Origin of the sequence: Micromonospora orduensis, assembly GCF_006228125.1 — a bacterium.
GTDB classification, from domain to species: Bacteria; Actinomycetota; Actinomycetes; order Mycobacteriales; family Micromonosporaceae; genus Micromonospora; species Micromonospora orduensis.
This window is the reverse complement of the sequence record NZ_VDFY01000064.1, coordinates 1-17,094: the sequence shown is the minus strand read 5'-3', so window position 1 is coordinate 17,094 and position 17,094 is coordinate 1. Positions and strand designations below refer to the sequence as shown.

Below are 17,094 nucleotides of genomic sequence, written 5' to 3'. Positions count from 1 at the left end.
TTGGTCATCTGCGCGCTCGGCCCGTTACGCCGCGACAGCAAGTGCACGATCGCGGGGATGGGTGAGGGTGGCCAGGGGGTGCAGCGGGGCGGAGAGTTGGCCTGCCAGCCGGGCGGCCAGGTGCAGGCGGACCGGGCCCGACTCGCAGTCGACGACCACGCAGGGGGCGCCGGTCGCCGCCAGCACCCGCGCGGCCGCCGCCGCACGGTCGAGCGGACGGGTGCCGGCGGTGGCTCGGCCGTCGGTGACGATCAGCACCAGCGGGCGACGCTTCGGATCGCGCAGGCGCTCCACCCGCAGCAGGTCCGCGGCGGCGAGCAGGCCCTCGGCCAGCGGCGTCCGCCCACCCGTGGGCAGCTCCGCCAGTCGGGTCGACGCGGCCAGCACCGACGAGGTGGCCGGCAGCAGCGTCCGCGCGTCGGCGCCCCGGAAGGCGATCACCGCGACCTTGTCCCGCCGCTGGTACGCGTCGGTGAGCAGAGCGAGCACCGCGTCCTTCACTGTCGCCATCCGCTGACGGGCGCCCATCGAACCGCTGGCATCCACCACGAACAGCACCAGGTTGCCCTCGCGCCCCTCCCGGACCGTCTCGCGGACGTCGTCGCCGCGCAACCGCAGCGGCCCCACGATCCGTCCCCTGGCGGCCTGATGCGGGGCGGCCGCGCGGACCGTCGCCGGCAGGTGCAGCGCCCCGACCCGGCTGGTCGGCACCCGCGCGCCTGTGGTGCGGCCCCGCCCGGTGCGGGCCCGGGACCGCCGGCCGGGCACCCCGTCACCCACGCCGGGCGCGGTGAGCAGCCGCGCCCGCAACCCACCCCGGGGTACGGCCACCGGCTGCGCGTCGCCGCCGTTGCCCAGCCGACGCGTCGGGTCGTCCTCCCCACCGGCGCTGGCCTCCCGGCCGCCGGCCCCGGACCCGGCCTCCGGACGTCGCCCGCCCGAGCCGTCCTGCGGCGGACCAGCGTCGTCGAGGCCCTCCGGGCCGTCGGCCGTCGAGTGCCCGGACCCGTCTCGTCCCGTGGGGGCGCCGCTCCCGGACCCGTCGCGGCTGGTGTGTGCGTCACTCTCGGTCCCACTGGCGCCCTCGGGACCAGCGCCGCCGCCCGGACCGCTCCCGCCGTTCGGACCGGCCGGGCCACCGCCATCCGGACCACCGTCATCCGGGCCGTCGGATCCGTCGTCCGGGTGGGCGTCCTGGGCCCGCTGCAACGCCTCGTCGAGGCGCTTCTCGTCCAGCCCGGGAGTGTCGAACGGGTCGCGGCGACGGCGGTGCGGCAGCGCCAGCCGGGCGGCGACCCGCACGTCGTCGATGGTGACCCGGTCCCGGCCGAGCCAGGCGGCGTGCGCCAGGGCGGTACGGGCCGTGACGATGTCGGCGCGCATCCCGTCCACGTCGAACGCCGCGCACACCTCGGCGATCTGCCGCAGCGCGGCGTCCGGCAGCCGTACCCCGGGAAGCCGGCGGCGGGCGGCGGCCACCTGCCGGGCGACGTCGGCGTCGGCGTCGGCCCAGCGGGCGGCGAACCCGGCCGGGTCGGCGTCGGCCGCGAGCCGGCGGCGGACCACCTCGACCCGGACCGCCGGGTCCCGGCTCGCCCCCACCTCGACGGTGAGCCCGAACCGGTCGAGCAGCTGCGGGCGCAACTCCCCCTCCTCCGGGTTCATGGTGCCCACCAGCAGGAACCGGGCCGCGTGGCTGACCGAGACGCCCTCGCGCTCGACGTGGCTGCGGCCCATCGCCGCCGCGTCGAGCAGCAGGTCGACGAGGTGGTCGTGCAGCAGGTTGACCTCGTCGACGTAGAGCACACCCCGGTGGGCGGCGGCGAGCAGACCCGGCTCGAACGCGCGCACCCCCTCGCCGATCGCCCGCTCCAGGTCCAGTGACCCGACCACCCGGTCCTCGGCGGCACCGACCGGCAGCTCGACGAGGCGGGCCGGACGGGTCTCGGCGGCCACGTCGACCGGGTGCGGGCCGTCCGGGCAGGCCGGGTCGGGCTCGGCCGGATCACAGCCGAAACGACAGCCGGCGACCCGGCGTACCGGGGGTAGCAGCGCGGCGAGGGCGCGGACGGCTGTCGACTTGGCGGTGCCCTTCTCGCCGCGTACGAGGACCCCGCCGATCGCCGGGGACACGGCGTTGAGCAGCAACGCCAGCCGCATGTCGGCCATGCCGAGCACGGCGCTGAACGGGTAGGTGACGGTCACTGGGTCTTCTTTCGTTCGCGACTGTGGGGCTCGCAAAACCGGCTCACTCCTCGCGCTCACAGCGCCTCTTTCGTTCGCGACTGCGGGGCTCGCAAAACCGGCTCACTCCTCGCGCTCACACCCGGTCCTCCAGGTCGCCCTCGCTGGCCAGGTACGTGTCGCGGAGCCGGTCCAGGGTGGCCGGGTCGGGTTCGGCCCACAGCCCACGGTCGGCGGCCTCCAGCAGCCGCTCGGTGATGCCGCGCAGCGCCCACGGGTTGGACCGCTCCAGGAACTCCCGCGTCGTCTCGTCGAAGAGGTACGCGGCCGCGAGGTTCTCGTACATCCAGTCGTCGACGACGCCGGCGGTGGCGTCGTAGCCGAACAGGTAGTCCACGGTGGCCGCCAGCTCGAACGCGCCCTTGTAGCCGTGCCGGCGCATCGCGGCGATCCACTTCGGGTTGACCACCCGGGCCCGGAACACCCGCCGGGTCTCCTCACCCAGCGTGCGGGTCCGTACGTCGTGCGGCATCGCCGAGTCACCCACGTACGCCTGCGGGGCGGTACCGGTGAGATGGCGGACCATCGCCACCATCCCGCCGTGGTACTGGAAGTAGTCGTCGGAGTCGACGATGTCGTGCTCGCGGGTGTCCTGGTTCTTCACGGCCACCGCGATCCGGGCGAACGAGCGTTCCATGTCGGCGCGCGCCTCCCGCCCGTCCAGGCCCCGGCCGTACGCGTAGCCGCCCCAGACCGCGTACACCTCGGCCAGGTCGGCGTCGTCGCGCCAGGTCCGGGCGTCGATCAGGGGCAGCAGCCCCGCGCCGTACGCGCCGGGTTTGGAGCCGAAGATCCGGGCGGTGGCCCGCCGCTCGTCGCCGTGTTCGGCGAGGTCGGCGTTGACGTGGGCGCGCAGGTAGTTGTCCGCGTCCGGCTCGCCGAGGGCGGCGACCCGTCGGACGGCGTCGTCGAGCAGGGCCACGACGTGCGGGAACGCGTCGCGGAAGAACCCGGAGATGCGTACCGTGACGTCGACGCGGGGTCGGCCCAGCTCGGCGGTCGGCACCGCCTCGATGCCGGTGACCCGCCGCGACCGCTCGTCCCAGACCGGTCGGCAGCCCAGCAGCGCGAGCACCTCGGCGATGTCGTCGCCCTGGGTGCGCATGGCGCTGGTGCCCCACACGGTCAACCCCACCGAGCGGGGGTACGCGCCGGTGTCGGCGAGGTGCCGGGCCAGCAGCGAGTCGGCCAGGGCCACCCCGACGTCCCAGGCGTTGCGGCTGGGGATGGCCTTGGGGTCGACGGAGTAGAAGTTGCGGCCGGTGGGCAGCACGTTGACCAGGCCCCGGGTGGGCGAGCCGGACGGGCCGGGTGGCACGAACCGGCCGTCGAGCGCGCCGAGGGTGTTGGTCAGCTCGTCGGTGGTGCGCGCCAGTCGGGGCACCAGTTCGGTGGCGGCGAAGCGCAGCACCGCGACGGCGTCCGGGATCGGCTGGCCGGTCACCTCCGTGACCACGGCGTCGGCGGTGTCCGCGGCCCAGTGCAGGGTCTCCATGCCGACGACCAGCCGCCGCGCGAGGGCCTCGATCAGGTCGACGGCGTCGGCGGCGGTGCCGGCGGGCCCGTCCACCGCGTCGGTCAGCGCCGTGGGCAGGGACATCCGCTGACCGGGTGTCGCCAGCAGCTCCTGCTCGTCGAGTCCGTACGCGACGGCGAGGGCCTGCCGCAGGCCGGGCAGGGCGTGGGCGCCGCCCCAGATCTGCGGGGCGCGCAGCACCGCGAGGACCAGGTTGACCCGGGGCTCGCCGGTCGGCGCGGCGGCGAGGATGTGCAGCCCGTCGCGGATCTGCACGTCCTTGACCTCGCAGAGGTACCCGTCGAGGTGCAGCACGAAGTCGTCGAAGTCGTCCGCGTCCGGCATCGCCTCGGCGTGCAGGTCGTGGTGAAGTTCGGCGGCGCGTACGAGGTCCCAGATCTGCGCCCGCACGGTGGGCACCTTCGCCGGGTCGAGCGCCTGCACGGTGGCGTACTCGTCGAGCAGTTGCTCCAGTTTGGCCAGGTCACCGTACGTCTCGGCGCGGGCCATCGGCGGCACCAGGTGGTCGATGACCACGGCGTGCGCCCGGCGTTTGGCCTGGGTGCCCTCGCCGGGGTCGTTGACGATGAACGGGTAGACCAGCGGCAGGTCGGCGAGGACCGCGTCGGGCGCGCAGTCGGCGGCGAGGCCGAGGCCCTTGCCGGGCAGCCATTCGAGGGTGCCGTGCTTGCCGAGGTGCACCACGGCATCCGCGCCGAAGCCGCCGTCGGCGACCGGCGCGGCCAGCCAGCGGTAGGCGGCCAGGTAGTGGTGACTCGGCGGCAGGTCCGGGTCGTGGTAGATGGCGATCGGGTTCTCCCCGAAGCCGCGCGGCGGCTGGATGAGCAGCACCACGTTGCCGAAGCGCAGCCCGGCGAGCACGATGTCGCCGCCGTCGGTGTACAGCTCGCCGGGCGGCTCGCCCCAGTGCTCCCGCATCCGCTCGCGCAGCTCGGCCGGCACCGCCTCGAACCAGCGCCGGTACGTCTGTCCCGGTATCCGGGCCTCGGCGGCGGCCAACTGTTCCGGGGTGAGCCACTCCACGTCGTGCCCGCCGGCGGCGATCAGCGCGTGGATCAGCGCGTCGCCGTCGTCGGGCACGGGCGCGGCGCCGAGGTGGTAGCCGGCGTCGGCGAGAGCGGCGAGCAGCCGGACCGCCGAGACGGGGGTGTCCAGGCCGACGGCGTTGCCGACCCGGGAGTGCTTGGTGGGGTACGAGCTGAGCACCACGGCGACCCGTTTGTCGGCGTTGGGCACGTACCGCAGGCGGGCGTGGCGAACCGCGATACCGGCGACCCGCGCGGCCCGTTCGGCGTCGGCGGCGTAGACGGAGAGCCCGTCGGCGTCGATCCGCTTGAACGAGAACGGCACGGTGACGATCCGGCCGTCGAACTCGGGGATGGCCACCTGCATCGCCGCGTCCAACGGGGACAGTCCGGCGTCGCTCGCGGCCCACTGGTCGCGGGTACTGGTGAGGCAGAGCGCCTGGATGACCGGTACGTCCAGGGCGGCAAGGGCTCCCACGTCCCAGGCGTCTTCGGCCCCGCCGCCGGAGGCGTCGGCGGCGACCGCGCCACCGGCGGCGAGGACGGTGACCAGCAGCGCGTCGCAGCGGGCGAACAGTCCGAGCGGTCCCGCGCCGGCGGTCAGCCCTCGCAGCGAACCGCAGAAGATCGGCAGCGGGTTACCGCCGGCGTCGCGCACCGCGTCGGCGAGCACATCGACGAATCCGGTGTTGCCGGCGAGGGCGTGCGCCCGGTAGAAGACGATCCCCACGGTCGGCCGGTCCGGGTCGGCCGGGTGTTCGCCGTGCACGCCGTACGCCGGGGTGGGTGCCGGTGGGGCGAAGCCCTCGCCGGTGAGCAGGACGGTGTCGCAGAGGAACCGGGCGAGCTGCGCCAGGTTGTCCGGCCCGCCCTCGACCAGATATGCCAGGGCCTGGGTGGCCACTCCGGACGGCACCGTGGACAGGGCCATCAGCTCCGCGTCGGGCACCGCCTCACCGCCGAGCACGACCGTGGGCAGCCCGCTGGCGAGCACCGCGGCGAGGCCGTCGGGCCATGCCTGCCGGCCTCCGAGCAGGCGTACGACGGTCAGGTCGACCCCGTCGATCAGGGCGGGCACCTCGTCGGCCGCGACCCGGGCGGGGTTGGCGAGGCGGTAGTCGGCGTCGCTGGCGCGGGCGGCCAGCAGATCGGTGTCGGCTGTGGAAAGTAGCAGGGTGCGCACGGCAGGCTCCGGACAGTAACGTCAACAGGCTCGCGAGAGCGGCTGGTGACGTGGGATGGGCGCAAGGGCTCAGCAGGTACCGCGATCCGGTTGCTCACCGGCGCGCGACGGGCGGCGCGGTACGGAACTCAGCGGCGAACGGCGGGAGGATGCGCGGCTACAGCTGCGGCGAATCGGTCGCCGCTCGGGTCACGACGGTGTTCGTCGGTGACAGAGACGCCCTGCGTCATCGGGTCCTCCTCGGGTGTCCACGCCCTGGGGTACATCCGACGGCCGAAGTATCCTGGCTTCCGGATCGACGCTCTCCCCCGGCCTTCCAACCGCAGACACACGGCCGTGACTCACGAGGGGGGATCGCTCCCCGGTGACAGTGGCGGGACCGCGTCGGATTCGCACCGACTTCCTTCACTGCCGTCAGGCCGCGAATGCTGCCACACCGCCGCGCCGCCGGTCAACGCGGGCGCGGCTCGGCCCAGCCATCACGCCGGCCGCGCCGACCGGACAGCCCCGCCCGGCCGGACGGTACGCGGCACCCGGCTACGGCCGGGCATGTGTAGACGGCGGCGTGCTCAGCGGGCGTGGCGTTCCGGGTGGGCCCGGCTCCACACCCGCATCCGCTCGGGGTAGCCGGTACGCCCCGCCTCGTACAGCGGCACCGCGTGCTTGCGGGCGATGGCGCCGGCCGCCCGTGGCGTCCCGGTGCGGCGGCGGATCCACTCCCCGTCGTGGGCGATCGCCACCACTGTCGTGTCGGTCGCGGTGGTCTCCGGCTCCAGGTAGAACTCCACCCCCCGCCGGCTGGCGACGAACGCCTCCAACGCGGCGAGGTCGTCGCGGGTCGCCTCCCGATCCAGCTTCGTCGGGGTCGCCTCGGCACCCCGTGCCCGCCGACTGAACCAGCCCATGCCCCACCCCTCTCCTCGACGCTCCCCCCAGTGCAGCACCGAATCCTGGCAACACCCTGCACGTCGGATGGGAGCAAGCTGACCCGCGCCGGGTGGAACCCGCAGCCCCCGTGCGGTGTCATGAGGGTGATCGAACCGGAGGTTCCCCTGGACGACCACGTTCTCGTCACCCGCGCCCGGGCAGGTGACCTGGGGGCGTACGACCTCCTGGTCGCCCGGCACACCGCGTCCGCGTACCGGACCGCGGTGCTGCTCGGTGCGGGATCGGACTCCGAGGACATCGTCCAGGAGGCGTTCGTGAAGGCGTACCGCAAACTCGCCCGCTATCGCGGTGAGTCGTCCTTCCGGTCCTGGCTGCTGGCGATCGTCGCGAACGAGACGCGCAACCTGCACCGCTCGCGCAGCCGGCGGGACGGGCTCTTCCTGCGGGCCGCGGCCGCCGGCCCGGCGTCGGAGGCCGCCGAGGACGGGGCGGTCGGCGCGGTCCTCGCCGGGGAACGGCGCACCGCGCTCGTGCGGGCGCTGCGCCAACTACCGGTACGCGACCGCGAGGTGATCGTCTGCCGGTTCTTCCTCGACCTCAGCGAGGAGGAGACCGTGCAGGCGCTGGGCTGGCCCCGGGGCACGGTGAAGTCCCGGACGTCACGGGCGTTGGCGAAACTCCGCGGCCTGCTCGACCGCGAGGAGGTCAGGCATGGATGACCTCGAGAGGGAACTGCGCGACCTCTCCGCCTGGCTGGGCACACCCGACGCGCCCGACGTGACCGCACGCGTACGCGCCCGGCTCGCCGCGCCCCGGCGACAGCGGTGGCGCGCGTACGCCGCCGCGGCACTCGCCGCCCTGCTGGTGGCGGTGCTGCCGCCGACTCGGACCGCCGTCGCCGACGCCGTCGGCGGTCTGCTGCGCTTCGCGGGAGTCAGCATCGCCCCGTCGTCGGGCCCGCCCGCCGGCACCCCGTCGCCGTTGCCGTCGCAGCGGACCTCGGCGCTGGACGAGGCGCAGCGGGCGGTGCGCTTTCCGATCCGTGTACCGGCGAAGCTCGGCCCGCCCGAGCAGGTGCTGGTCGCCGATCCCGACGCCACCGGCGCCCACCGGGTGGCGACGCTCCTCTACCGCGGGGGCGCGCTGCGCATCGACGCCTTCGACGGCCGCCTCAACCTGTCCTTCCACAAGGAGACCGTCCGACCGGACGCGGAGTGGGTCCAGGTCAACGGTGACTTCGCCGTCTGGGTCGGCAGTCCACACGTGCTGTCGTACGTGGACCGCGCCGGACAGGTCCGCCAGGAGACCGCCCGGCTGGCGGCCTCGACCCTGATCTGGCAGGTGGACGGCGTGAGTTACCGGCTCGAGGGGGATCTGACCAAGCTGGAGGCGATCGAGATCGCCACATCGATGACCTAGGAACCCGCCGGCCCCGAGCGGTGTCGTGACGGTGCGACACACGACGCGGTTCATCGACGGAACGGAGCACGACATGGGTACCTGGGTCAGGTTCGCGGTGGGATCGGTGCTCCTGCTGGCGGGGTGCACGACGGGCGGTCAGCAGGCCACATCGGCGACGCCGTCCGCGACCTCGGCCACGTCGGCGACGCCGGTCCCGTCCGCCGGGTCGACCGGCGCGGGGTGTCACTCGCGGGTCGAGACGGGGGCGCTGCCCGACTGGGCGGACACCGGGTTCCATGGTGACGCCCGGGTGCCGCACGTCTTCGGCGCGAAGGGCGACATCGTGGCCGTGCTGTTCGCCCACCCGCTGGCGCACGCGAGGCCGGACGGGTCGAACAACAAGATCCTCTGGGTCTCCCGAACCACCGAGCCGTCCACCCTGGTGATCACCGCGACGCTGGACGGCACGGACACCCGGGTGACCCACGAGGTCGCCGGCGGTCCGGGCCCGTCGATCATCGACGTGCCGCGGGCGGGGTGCTGGCACCTCGACCTGAGCTGGGCCGGGCACACCGACACGATGGACCTGATCTACGCGGAGCGGACGCCCTGACGGGCTGCCCGGACAGGGAGAGAGACCAATACACTCCCCTCCATTCCCAACATATACCGCATAGGGGGACTTGCCGCAAGGCCCGGTACGTACCGCAGAATTGCGCCTCGGAACCCATGACCTGCGGAAACGGGAGACGGCGTGAGCCACCAGATCGCCAGCGTGTTCGACCTTCCCGACCACCTCTCCCCCAAGGCGGACCCGGCGCTGATCGCCCGCGACGAGCAGCACTTCGCGGCCATCGCGGAGAGTCTCGACCGGTCGATCGCCGAACTGTCCGACCGCCTCGACGCCGAGCGTCGGGCACCCGCCGGCAAGGGACGGCAGGCGGTGGCCCGGGACGAGGAGGTCCGCCGGCTGACCGCCCGACTCCGGGCACTGCGCCGCTTCGGCCTGGACCTGTGCCTGGGACGCATCGTCGGCGCGGACGACCCCGAGCCGGTGTACGTCGGACGGTTCGGCCTCACCGACGGCGCGGGTCGGCGGCTGCTGCTGGACTGGCGTTCCCCGGCGGCCGAGCCGTTCTTCGGCGCGACCCACGCGAACCCGATGGGTCTGGCGAGCCGCCGCCGCTACCGCTGGACGCGTGGCCGGGTCAGCGACTACTGGGACGAGGTGTTCACCCCGGACGGGTTGGAGGGGCACGCCGCCCTGGACGACCAGTCGGCCTTCATCGCCACCCTCGGCGGCAACCGGTCGGCCCGGATGCGCGACGTGCTCGGCACCATCCAGGCCGACCAGGACGCCATCATCCGGGCGGGCTCGCGGGGCGCTCTCGTCGTCGACGGCGGTCCGGGAACCGGCAAGACCGTGGTCGCCCTGCACCGGACCGCCTACCTCCTCTACTCCGATCCCCGCCTGGGCCAACGGCGGGGCGGCGTGTTGTTCGTCGGGCCGCACCAGCCCTACCTGGCGTACGTCTCCGACGTCCTGCCCAGCCTCGGCGAGGAGGACGTGCAGACCTGCACCCTGCGGGACCTCGTCCCGGAGGGCGCCGCGGCGGTGCCCGAGGCGGACCCGGAGGTGGCCCGGCTGAAGTCCTCCGCCCGCCTGGTGACGGCCATCGAGGAGGCCGTCCGGTTCTACGAGGAGCCGCCGCAGCAGCCGATGACTGTCACGACCGGCGACGCCGACATCAGGCTGAACGCGGACGACTGGGCCGAGGCGTTCCGGGCGCCCGGACCGGGCACCCCGCACAACGAGGCGCGTGACGAGATCTGGGAGGAACTGCTCACGATCCTGCTGGAGAAGTACGACGGGGACGAGCCGGACGACGTGGTCCGCGCGTCGCTGCTCTCCAACAGCGAACTGCGGACGACAGTCAACCGTGCCTGGCCGCTGCTCGACGCGGCCGATCTCGTCGCCGACCTGTGGTCGGTGCCCGCGTACCTGCGCAGGTGTGCGCCCTGGCTCGGCCCCGACGACGTCGGCCGGCTCCGGCGTGCCGACGCCCGGGCCTGGACCCTGGCCGACCTGCCCCTGCTGGACGCGGCACGGCAGCGGCTCGGGGACCCGGAGAGGTCGCGGCGCAGCCGCCGCCACGAGGCGATCGTCGCCGCCGAACGCGCGCGCATGGCCTCGGTCGTCGACGAGCTCATCGAAGCCCACACCTATGACGATGGTGAGGGTGTCCTGTCCAGCCTGCGCCAACTGGACCTTCAGGACGCCCTGGTCGACGAGTCCGCGCTGCCCAGCGTGGATCCGGACCTGCTGGCCGGCCCGTTCGCGCACATCGTCGTGGACGAGGCCCAGGAACTGACCGACGCCGAGTGGCAGATGCTGGTGTCGCGCTGCCCGTCGCGGAGTTTCACCGTCGTCGGCGACCGCGCCCAGGCCCGGCACGGGTTCACCGAGTCGTGGCAGGAACGGTTGGAACGGGTCGGACTCGACCGGGTGACGTTTGCCTCGCTGAGCATCAACTACCGCACGCCGCGGGAGGTCATGCGGGAGGCGGAGCCGGTCATCCGGGCCGTACTGCCGGACGCCAACGTCCCCACCTCCATCCGCGGCAACGGGATTCCCGTCGGCCACCGGTCGGTGGCCGACCGGGACGCGGTCCTCGACGACTGGCTCGCCGCACACGCCGACGGGATCGCCTGCGTCGTCGGCGACCCCACATTCACCGGGACGGCCCGCGTCCGGTCGTTGACGCCGGAGCTGGCCAAGGGCCTGGAGTTCGACCTGGTTGTCCTCGTCGACCCGGACTCGTTCGGCGACGGGATCGAGGGGGCTGTCGACCGTTACGTCGCGATGACCCGCGCGACCCAGCAACTGGTCGTCCTCACGGCGTGAGTCCTAGGCTGCGTGGCGTGCCCCGGGACGTACGGGAGGCGGCGGCCCGGTGGTCAGCGGCGACGGTGTCCTCGGGGTCTGCAACGTGTTCACCCGCGCCGGAGATCCCGGGGACATCTGGCGGGGAGTGCTCGCCACCCTGCCCGGCGTCCCACTTGTCGGCTACGAATCCGGCCCGGACCTGGCCCTCGCGGTCGAGGCCGGCTTCGCCCCGCTGGGCCCCCTGCGGGTCTGGCTCCACCCCTGACCCGGCCGGGGTCAGCCGAGGCGGGCCAGGTCCTCCGGGGTCAGGCGCAGGGACGCGGCGGCGATGTTCTGCGTGAGGTGCGCCACGTCTCCGGTGCCGGGGATGGCCAGCACGTGTGGGCCCTGGTGCAGGGTCCAGGCCAGGCGTACCTGATGGGGGGTGACGCCGTGGGCCAGCGCGACCGCCTCGACGGCCTCGCCCTGGTCGGCGCTCGCGCCCGTCTCCCGGCCGGTGCCGGCCAGCGCGAAGAACGGCACGTAGGCGACGCCCCGCTCGCCGCAGGTCCGCACGAACGGGTCCTGCTCCCGGTACGCGTCGATCCCGTAGTTGTTCTGCACGCAGACGACAGGCGCGATGCCGGCCACCTCGTCCAGCTGTTCGGGGCGGACGTTGGAGAGCCCGAGGTGCCGGATGAGCCCGGCGGCGCGCAGCTCGGCGAGGGCGCCGAACCGGTCGACAAGTGGCACCGCGCCGGGCCCCCGGCCGAGGCGCAGGTTCACCACGTCCAGCTGGTCGAGGCCGAGCCGACGCAGGTTCTCCTCCACCTGCGCGCGCAACTGCGCCGGGGTGAACGCCTCGGTGAAGCCGGCCTGCGGGTCGTACCCGAAGCCGACCTTGGTGACGATCACCAGATCCTCCGGGTACGGGGAGAGCGCCGCGCGGATCAGCTCGGTGGCGTACCGGGCCGGGCCGGTCCCGACGCGCAACGTCCCACCGGGCGAGACGTAGAAGGCGGCGGTGTCGATGTGGTTGACGCCCAGCTCCAGGGCCCGGCGCAGCAGCGCGATCGCCCGGTCCCGGTCGGGGCTCGCGGTGATCCGCATGGAGCCGAAGCCCATCCGGCGCACCGTGCGGTCGCCAAGGGTCCAGGTGCCCGCCGCGGCGGCGGTGATCTCGTCGGTTGGCATCAGGCGACCCTAGACAGCACGGGTGCGCGGCACAGTCGGCCGCGCACCCGATACCGCTCTTCGGCGGTCTGGGTTAGTTTTGGTGGGCTGAAGGAGCCTGTTCGCCGGCGTGCGGCGGGCGCAGCACCGGCACCAGCAGCAGGGTCGGCAACAGCAGCAGCGGCACCACCAGCAGCGCGCGCAGGGTGCCGACGTGGTCGCCGAGCAGCCCCAGCAGCGGCGGCCCCGCCAGGAACGCCGTGTAGCCGATCACCGCGACGACGCTGACCCGGACGGGCGCGTACGCCTCCTCGTCGGCTGCGGCGCTCATCCCCACCGGAAAGCCCAGCGACGCCCCGAGACCCCACAACGCGACGCCGACGATCGCCAGCGGTCCCGAGCCGGCCAGCACCGCCAGACCCGCGCCGAGCACGGCGAGCCCGATGGTGCCGCTGAGCACCGGCACCCGGCCCCACCGGTCCAGCGCGACGGTGCCCGCCGTACGCCCGAGGGTCATGCCGACGACGAAGACGGCGAAGACCGCCGCTCCGGCCGCCTCGCTCAGGTCCCGACCGTCCACGAACGCGACCGCCAGCCAGTCGTTGGCGGCGCCCTCGGTGAACGCCGCCACCAGCACGAACAGTCCGATCAACAGGGTGCGCGGCTCCCGCCAGGCGGCGAGCTGAGCCCGGCGACGGCCGGCCGGGGTGGCGTCCGCCGAGTCGCCGTCCGGGTCGTGGGCCGACATCGGCAGGTACGTCCGGGTGGCGAGCACGGTGCCGGTCAGCACCACGAGCGCCACCGCGCACAGGTGCGTGCCGACCGCCACGTCCAGGCGCGCCGCCCCGGCGCCGAGCCCCGCTCCGGCCACCGAACCGAGGCTCCACCCCGCGTGGAAGCGGGGCATGATGGTCCGCCCCAGTCGCCGTTCCACCGCCGCGGCCTCGACGTTCATCGCCACGTCGCAGGCGCCGGACCCGTAGCCGAAGGCGACCAGGCCGATCGCGACGACGGCGAACGACCCGGTCAGCGTCGCGCCCAGGCCGGCCACGGTCAGGCCGATCGCGACAAGCACGGTGGCCAACGTCACGGTGCGGGCCGCCCCGAGACGCTGGGCGAGCAGACCGGAGGTGGGCATGGCGAGCAGCGCGCCGACGCTCATCGCCAGCAGAAGCAACCCGAGCCGGCCGGCGGAGAGGTCCAACGCCTCGCGCACCGCCGGCACCCGGGAGAACCAGCTGCCGACGGCGAGCCCGTTGAGGGTGAAGGTAACGGCCACGCCGTTGCGGGCGATCCGCACCGCCCGCGACGGTGCCGGGGCGACGTCCAGGGTGACGGGTCGGCTGGTGGGGGCGCTCACGAAGGCTGGTCCTCTTCCTCGACGGTGATCTCCTGGCACGATCGCACACCTGAGAGCGCTACCACCACAAGCGGCCACCGCCCCTTACCGGCGACGGTCCGACCGGGGGATGATGCGAACAGGCGTTCGTCCGCCCGGACGACCGCCACGGGGAGGCGACGCAATGACGACAGCGGCACACCGGCCGGCGACCCTCGACGACGTGGCGCGGCTCGCCGGCGTGTCCCGATCCACCGCGTCGCGGGTGATCGCCGGGACCGGGTTCGCCTCGCCGGACGCCCGCGAGCGCGTCGCGACGGCCGTCCACCGGCTCGGCTACGTACCGAACCCGGCGGCCCGGGCGCTGGTACGCGGCGCCGGCGTACGGCTGGTGGTGGCGGTCATCGGGAACAGCGCGGCGGTGCTGGACGACCCGTACGTCCACCGGGTGGTCGGCTCGGCGGCTCGGGTCTGCACGCCCGCCGGTGTCGGGGTGGCGTTGCACTGGCTGCCGCTCGGCGACCCGACCGGCCTGGACCAGCTCGCCCGGGACCGCAGCGTGTGCGGGGTGCTGCTGGTCAACACCACCGAGGAGCTGCTGGACTCCGTACCCCGGTCGCTGCGTGGTCGGGTGGTCTCCATCGGCGTGGGCTCGCCGACCGTGCCGTCGTTCGACGTCGACAACGCCGCCGGCGCGGGTGAGGTGCTGCGCCACCTGTACGACACGGGACGCCGCCGGATCGCCATGGTCACCGGCCCGCAGTGGCTGCCGTGCTCGCGGCGCCCGGTGGAGGCGTACCGCGCGTTGATGCGTCAGGCGGGCCTGCCGGAGCGGGTGCTGCCCGGGGACTTCTCGGCGGCGAGTGGCCGGGCGGCCGCCGGTGAGGCGTTGCGCCGCTGGCCGGACGTCGACGCCATCTACGCGATAAGCGACGAGACCGCCCTGGGGGTGATCGCCGCGCTGCGCGACGAGGGGGTACGGGTGCCGGGCGACGTCGCGGTGGCCGGTTTCGACGACATCCCGCTCGCCGCGATGACCGACCCGTCGTTGACCACCGCCAGCCATCCGGTGGGACGGATCGCGACCGCCGCGGCCACCGCCCTGCTGGACGGGCGTCCGGCCGCGCCGGTGACCCTCTTCCCGTCCGCCCTGGTGGCCCGGGCCAGCGCCTGACGCCGCCGGTCAGAGGGTGGGCAGGCCGAGGGCCTCGTCGACGCGGGCCAGGACGGCGACGTCGTCGTCCGGGTTGACGCCACGGAGCAGGTCGATGGCCGTGGCCCGGACCTGGCCGATGATCATGGCGAGTGGGAGCGTCTGGGTCGAGCCGAAGAGCTGTCCGGCCGTGTGCACGGCGGCGAGCGCCGCCTCGTCGGCCCGCCCGGCGTGCCGGTCGGCGGCCTCGTCCCGCCCGTCCAGGTCGGCGGCGAGGGCGGCGCCGGCCTCGCGGACCGCCTCGGCGAGCCAGCGCAGCGCGACGCCCAGCTCCGGCGACACCGGGGTGTGCAGCCGGCTGAGCGTCACCCCGGCTCGGGCCAGCACCCGGACGTTGCGTACCGCGTAGTCGATCTGCCGGATGGACTCGTCCACCGACCGCAGCCGTCCGATGTGCCGACGCCGGCGGACGTTGAGCCGCAGCGCCTCACCGGCGGCGAGCACGCCCTCGCGGAGTCCGTCGACCCGCACGTCCATCCCCCGGGCCTGCGTCAGCGCGGCCATCGCGGCCGACTCGTCACGGTGGTCCAGAGCGTCGGCGATCCCACCCAGCAGGCCGGCCAGCTCGTCGAACGTCCGGCGGACCTCGGCGACCAGCGGGGCAAGCGGGCGCCGGGCGTCGACGAGCAGGCTGGCCGCGAGGGCGACCACCCCGCCGATCAGGGCGTCGACGAAGCGGAACGGCACCAGCGACCCGTCCGGCGGCGCGACCACCACCAGGTACAGCGCGGACACGGCGGCCTGCACCAGAGTGACACCGGTGGCGCCGAAGGCGACCGCGAGCAGGACGGTGAGCAGGATGACAGTGAAGACCGTCCAGGTGCTGCCCGGACCCAGCGCCTGCACCACCAGGTCCGCGACCAGCACCCCGGCGGCCACCCCGAGGATGACCTCGACCGCCCGCCGGATGCGCTGCCCTCGGGCCTGACCGAGGACGATCAGCGCGGCGGCCGGCGCGAAGAACGGCTGCGGATGCCCGAGCAGCCGGGTGGCGAGCAGCCAGGCCACGGTCGCGGCGACGGTGGCCTCCAGCACCGGCCGCCAGCCGTGCCGCAGCCGCTCGCCGGCCACCCGCAGGCCACTGAGCCGCAGCATCCACCCACCTCCCCGCACACCGAAGCCGGCCGGACCGGCACCCCGCCGGTCGGCGCACGGCACCCGAGGTGATCGTCTCTCACCGCACGACGAGCCTGCCCACCGGGCCGCTCCGCGTTCCCCGTCGCGGCTCGTGGGGCCCCGCGCCTGCGGTACGGCGACGCGGCGGTCAGGTCCCGTCCGGGCGCGCAGCAGCGTACGGACGGCGGCGGTCAGATCGGCGCGGCTGGCCGGGCTTCCCGGCGGCGGGCGGTGAGCGGCGCGTCGGCCCCAAAACTCCAGAGTAGTTCCTTGTGCCGGCGACGGCCCCGGGTGAATACGACAGTTCGCCGGTACAATCGGCGACTGCGTTGTGACTGATCGCTGACTGCTCATGGTGAAATGGATCACACACACTGATCCCATGAACAGGAGAGTCAACCGCGGTAGGGCACTCCGCGTCGCGGTGTGCCTCCTTCTTCTCGCCGCGCTCAGCGGCTGCATGCAACTCAACATGGGGCTCACCGTCAACGCCGACGACACGGTCGACGGGCAATTGCTGCTGACGGCCCAGAAGTCCCTGCTGACCTCGCGGAACAAGAACATCCCGGTTGCCTTCGCCGAGCTGCGGCAGAACATTCCCGCGCTGCCGGCGGGAGAAGAGGTCGGGTACGAGGACGACAAACTCTTCGGCACCCAGATCGCATACCGCAAGGCGCCGCTTGGCGGTTTCGACACGGAGAGCGTGAAACTGGTCCGCGACGGCGACCTGTACCGCTTCTCATTGCCACTGGATCCGAAGAAATACGGCGGAAAGGTCGCCGAGCAGAATCCACAGAACCAGCAGGCGTTCCTCAAGTTGATGTCGTTCGAGATCTCGGTGACATTTCCCGGCCGGGTGATCGACAGCAATGGCACGGTCAACGGCCGGTCGGTCAGCTGGAAGGTGGATTCCAACCAGGACAAGCCCGCCGAACTACGCGCGGTCGCCGAGGCGCCACCCCGACCGTCGACCTCGCCGGCCGCCGCCGGCGACGTAGAAGGAGTACGCCCACCCCGGCGAGCAGCACCACGAGGAGGACGCCGCCGACGACCAGCAGCCACGGGCACCCACCGTCGTCGCCGGCGGCGTACTCCTCGTGGTGCTGCTC

Annotated in this window: 13 protein-coding genes and 1 riboswitch; of the genes, 7 read left to right on the top strand and 6 right to left on the bottom strand. The window is 73.8% G+C overall.

Annotated elements, in window-relative coordinates:
* Window positions 1-24: 24 nt before the first annotated feature.
* From FHG89_RS01035 to FHG89_RS01025, 3 genes are all read right to left on the bottom strand, one after another.
* Window positions 25-2,265 (bottom strand): VWA domain-containing protein, encoded by a 2,241-nt coding sequence (locus FHG89_RS01035; protein WP_139582026.1) that lies wholly within the window; start codon window positions 2,263-2,265, stop codon window positions 25-27.
* A gap of 55 nt (window positions 2,266-2,320) precedes the next feature.
* Window positions 2,321-5,989, bottom strand: coding sequence for a cobaltochelatase subunit CobN (cobN, locus tag FHG89_RS01030; RefSeq protein WP_139582025.1), 3,669 nt, complete (start codon window positions 5,987-5,989; stop codon window positions 2,321-2,323).
* Window positions 5,990-6,243: 254 nt separating this feature from the next.
* A riboswitch (cobalamin riboswitch) is annotated at window positions 6,244-6,420 on the bottom strand.
* A 138-nt stretch (window positions 6,421-6,558) separates the two neighbouring features.
* Complete coding sequence (locus tag FHG89_RS01025; protein WP_139582023.1) at window positions 6,559-6,894, bottom strand: hypothetical protein; 336 nt, start codon at window positions 6,892-6,894, stop codon at window positions 6,559-6,561.
* A 120-nt stretch (window positions 6,895-7,014) separates the two neighbouring features.
* Here FHG89_RS01025 and FHG89_RS01020 point away from each other — a divergent pair, with 120 nt between their 5' ends.
* The 5 genes from FHG89_RS01020 (at window position 7,015) to FHG89_RS01000 (ending at window position 11,430) form a co-directional block, all read left to right on the top strand.
* Window positions 7,015-7,596, top strand: coding sequence for an RNA polymerase sigma factor (locus FHG89_RS01020; RefSeq protein WP_139582022.1), 582 nt, complete (start codon window positions 7,015-7,017; stop codon window positions 7,594-7,596).
* Window positions 7,589-8,296: a hypothetical protein gene (locus FHG89_RS01015; RefSeq protein WP_139582020.1), complete on the top strand. Its 708-nt coding sequence runs from the start codon at window positions 7,589-7,591 to the stop codon at window positions 8,294-8,296. The genes FHG89_RS01020 and FHG89_RS01015 overlap by 8 nt, the downstream gene beginning before the upstream one ends.
* Before the next feature lie 73 nt (window positions 8,297-8,369).
* Window positions 8,370-8,891: a hypothetical protein gene (locus FHG89_RS01010; protein ID WP_139582019.1), complete on the top strand. Its 522-nt coding sequence runs from the start codon at window positions 8,370-8,372 to the stop codon at window positions 8,889-8,891.
* Between the two features lie 141 nt (window positions 8,892-9,032).
* A complete protein-coding gene (gene helR / locus FHG89_RS01005; RefSeq protein WP_139582018.1) occupies window positions 9,033-11,183 on the top strand; it encodes an RNA polymerase recycling motor ATPase HelR in 2,151 nt (716 codons plus the stop codon).
* Window positions 11,184-11,232: 49 nt separating this feature from the next.
* Entirely contained in the window at window positions 11,233-11,430 is a 198-nt protein-coding gene (locus FHG89_RS01000; RefSeq protein ID WP_139582017.1) for a hypothetical protein, read from the top strand.
* A gap of 11 nt (window positions 11,431-11,441) precedes the next feature.
* Here the strand turns inward: FHG89_RS01000 and FHG89_RS00995 are convergent, their stop codons facing one another.
* The gene (locus FHG89_RS00995) at window positions 11,442-12,338 is read right to left on the bottom strand and encodes an aldo/keto reductase (RefSeq protein ID WP_139582016.1); all 897 of its coding nucleotides are present in this window, start codon (window positions 12,336-12,338) and stop codon (window positions 11,442-11,444) included.
* Between the two features lie 73 nt (window positions 12,339-12,411).
* Window positions 12,412-13,677: an MFS transporter gene (locus tag FHG89_RS00990; protein ID WP_244295083.1), complete on the bottom strand. Its 1,266-nt coding sequence runs from the start codon at window positions 13,675-13,677 to the stop codon at window positions 12,412-12,414.
* Window positions 13,678-13,840: 163 nt separating this feature from the next.
* Here FHG89_RS00990 and FHG89_RS00985 point away from each other — a divergent pair, with 163 nt between their 5' ends.
* The gene (locus tag FHG89_RS00985; RefSeq protein ID WP_139582014.1) at window positions 13,841-14,830 is read left to right on the top strand and encodes a LacI family DNA-binding transcriptional regulator; all 990 of its coding nucleotides are present in this window, start codon (window positions 13,841-13,843) and stop codon (window positions 14,828-14,830) included.
* Window positions 14,831-14,839: 9 nt separating this feature from the next.
* On the opposite strand, the gene FHG89_RS00980 is transcribed toward FHG89_RS00985, so the two are convergent.
* The gene (locus tag FHG89_RS00980; RefSeq protein ID WP_139582013.1) at window positions 14,840-15,964 is read right to left on the bottom strand and encodes an FUSC family protein; all 1,125 of its coding nucleotides are present in this window, start codon (window positions 15,962-15,964) and stop codon (window positions 14,840-14,842) included.
* Window positions 15,965-16,367: 403 nt separating this feature from the next.
* Between FHG89_RS00980 and FHG89_RS00975 the strand changes: the two genes are divergently transcribed.
* Window positions 16,368-17,094: LppM family (lipo)protein (locus FHG89_RS00975; RefSeq protein WP_139582012.1), on the top strand; the 727-nt coding region annotated here is incomplete at its 3' end.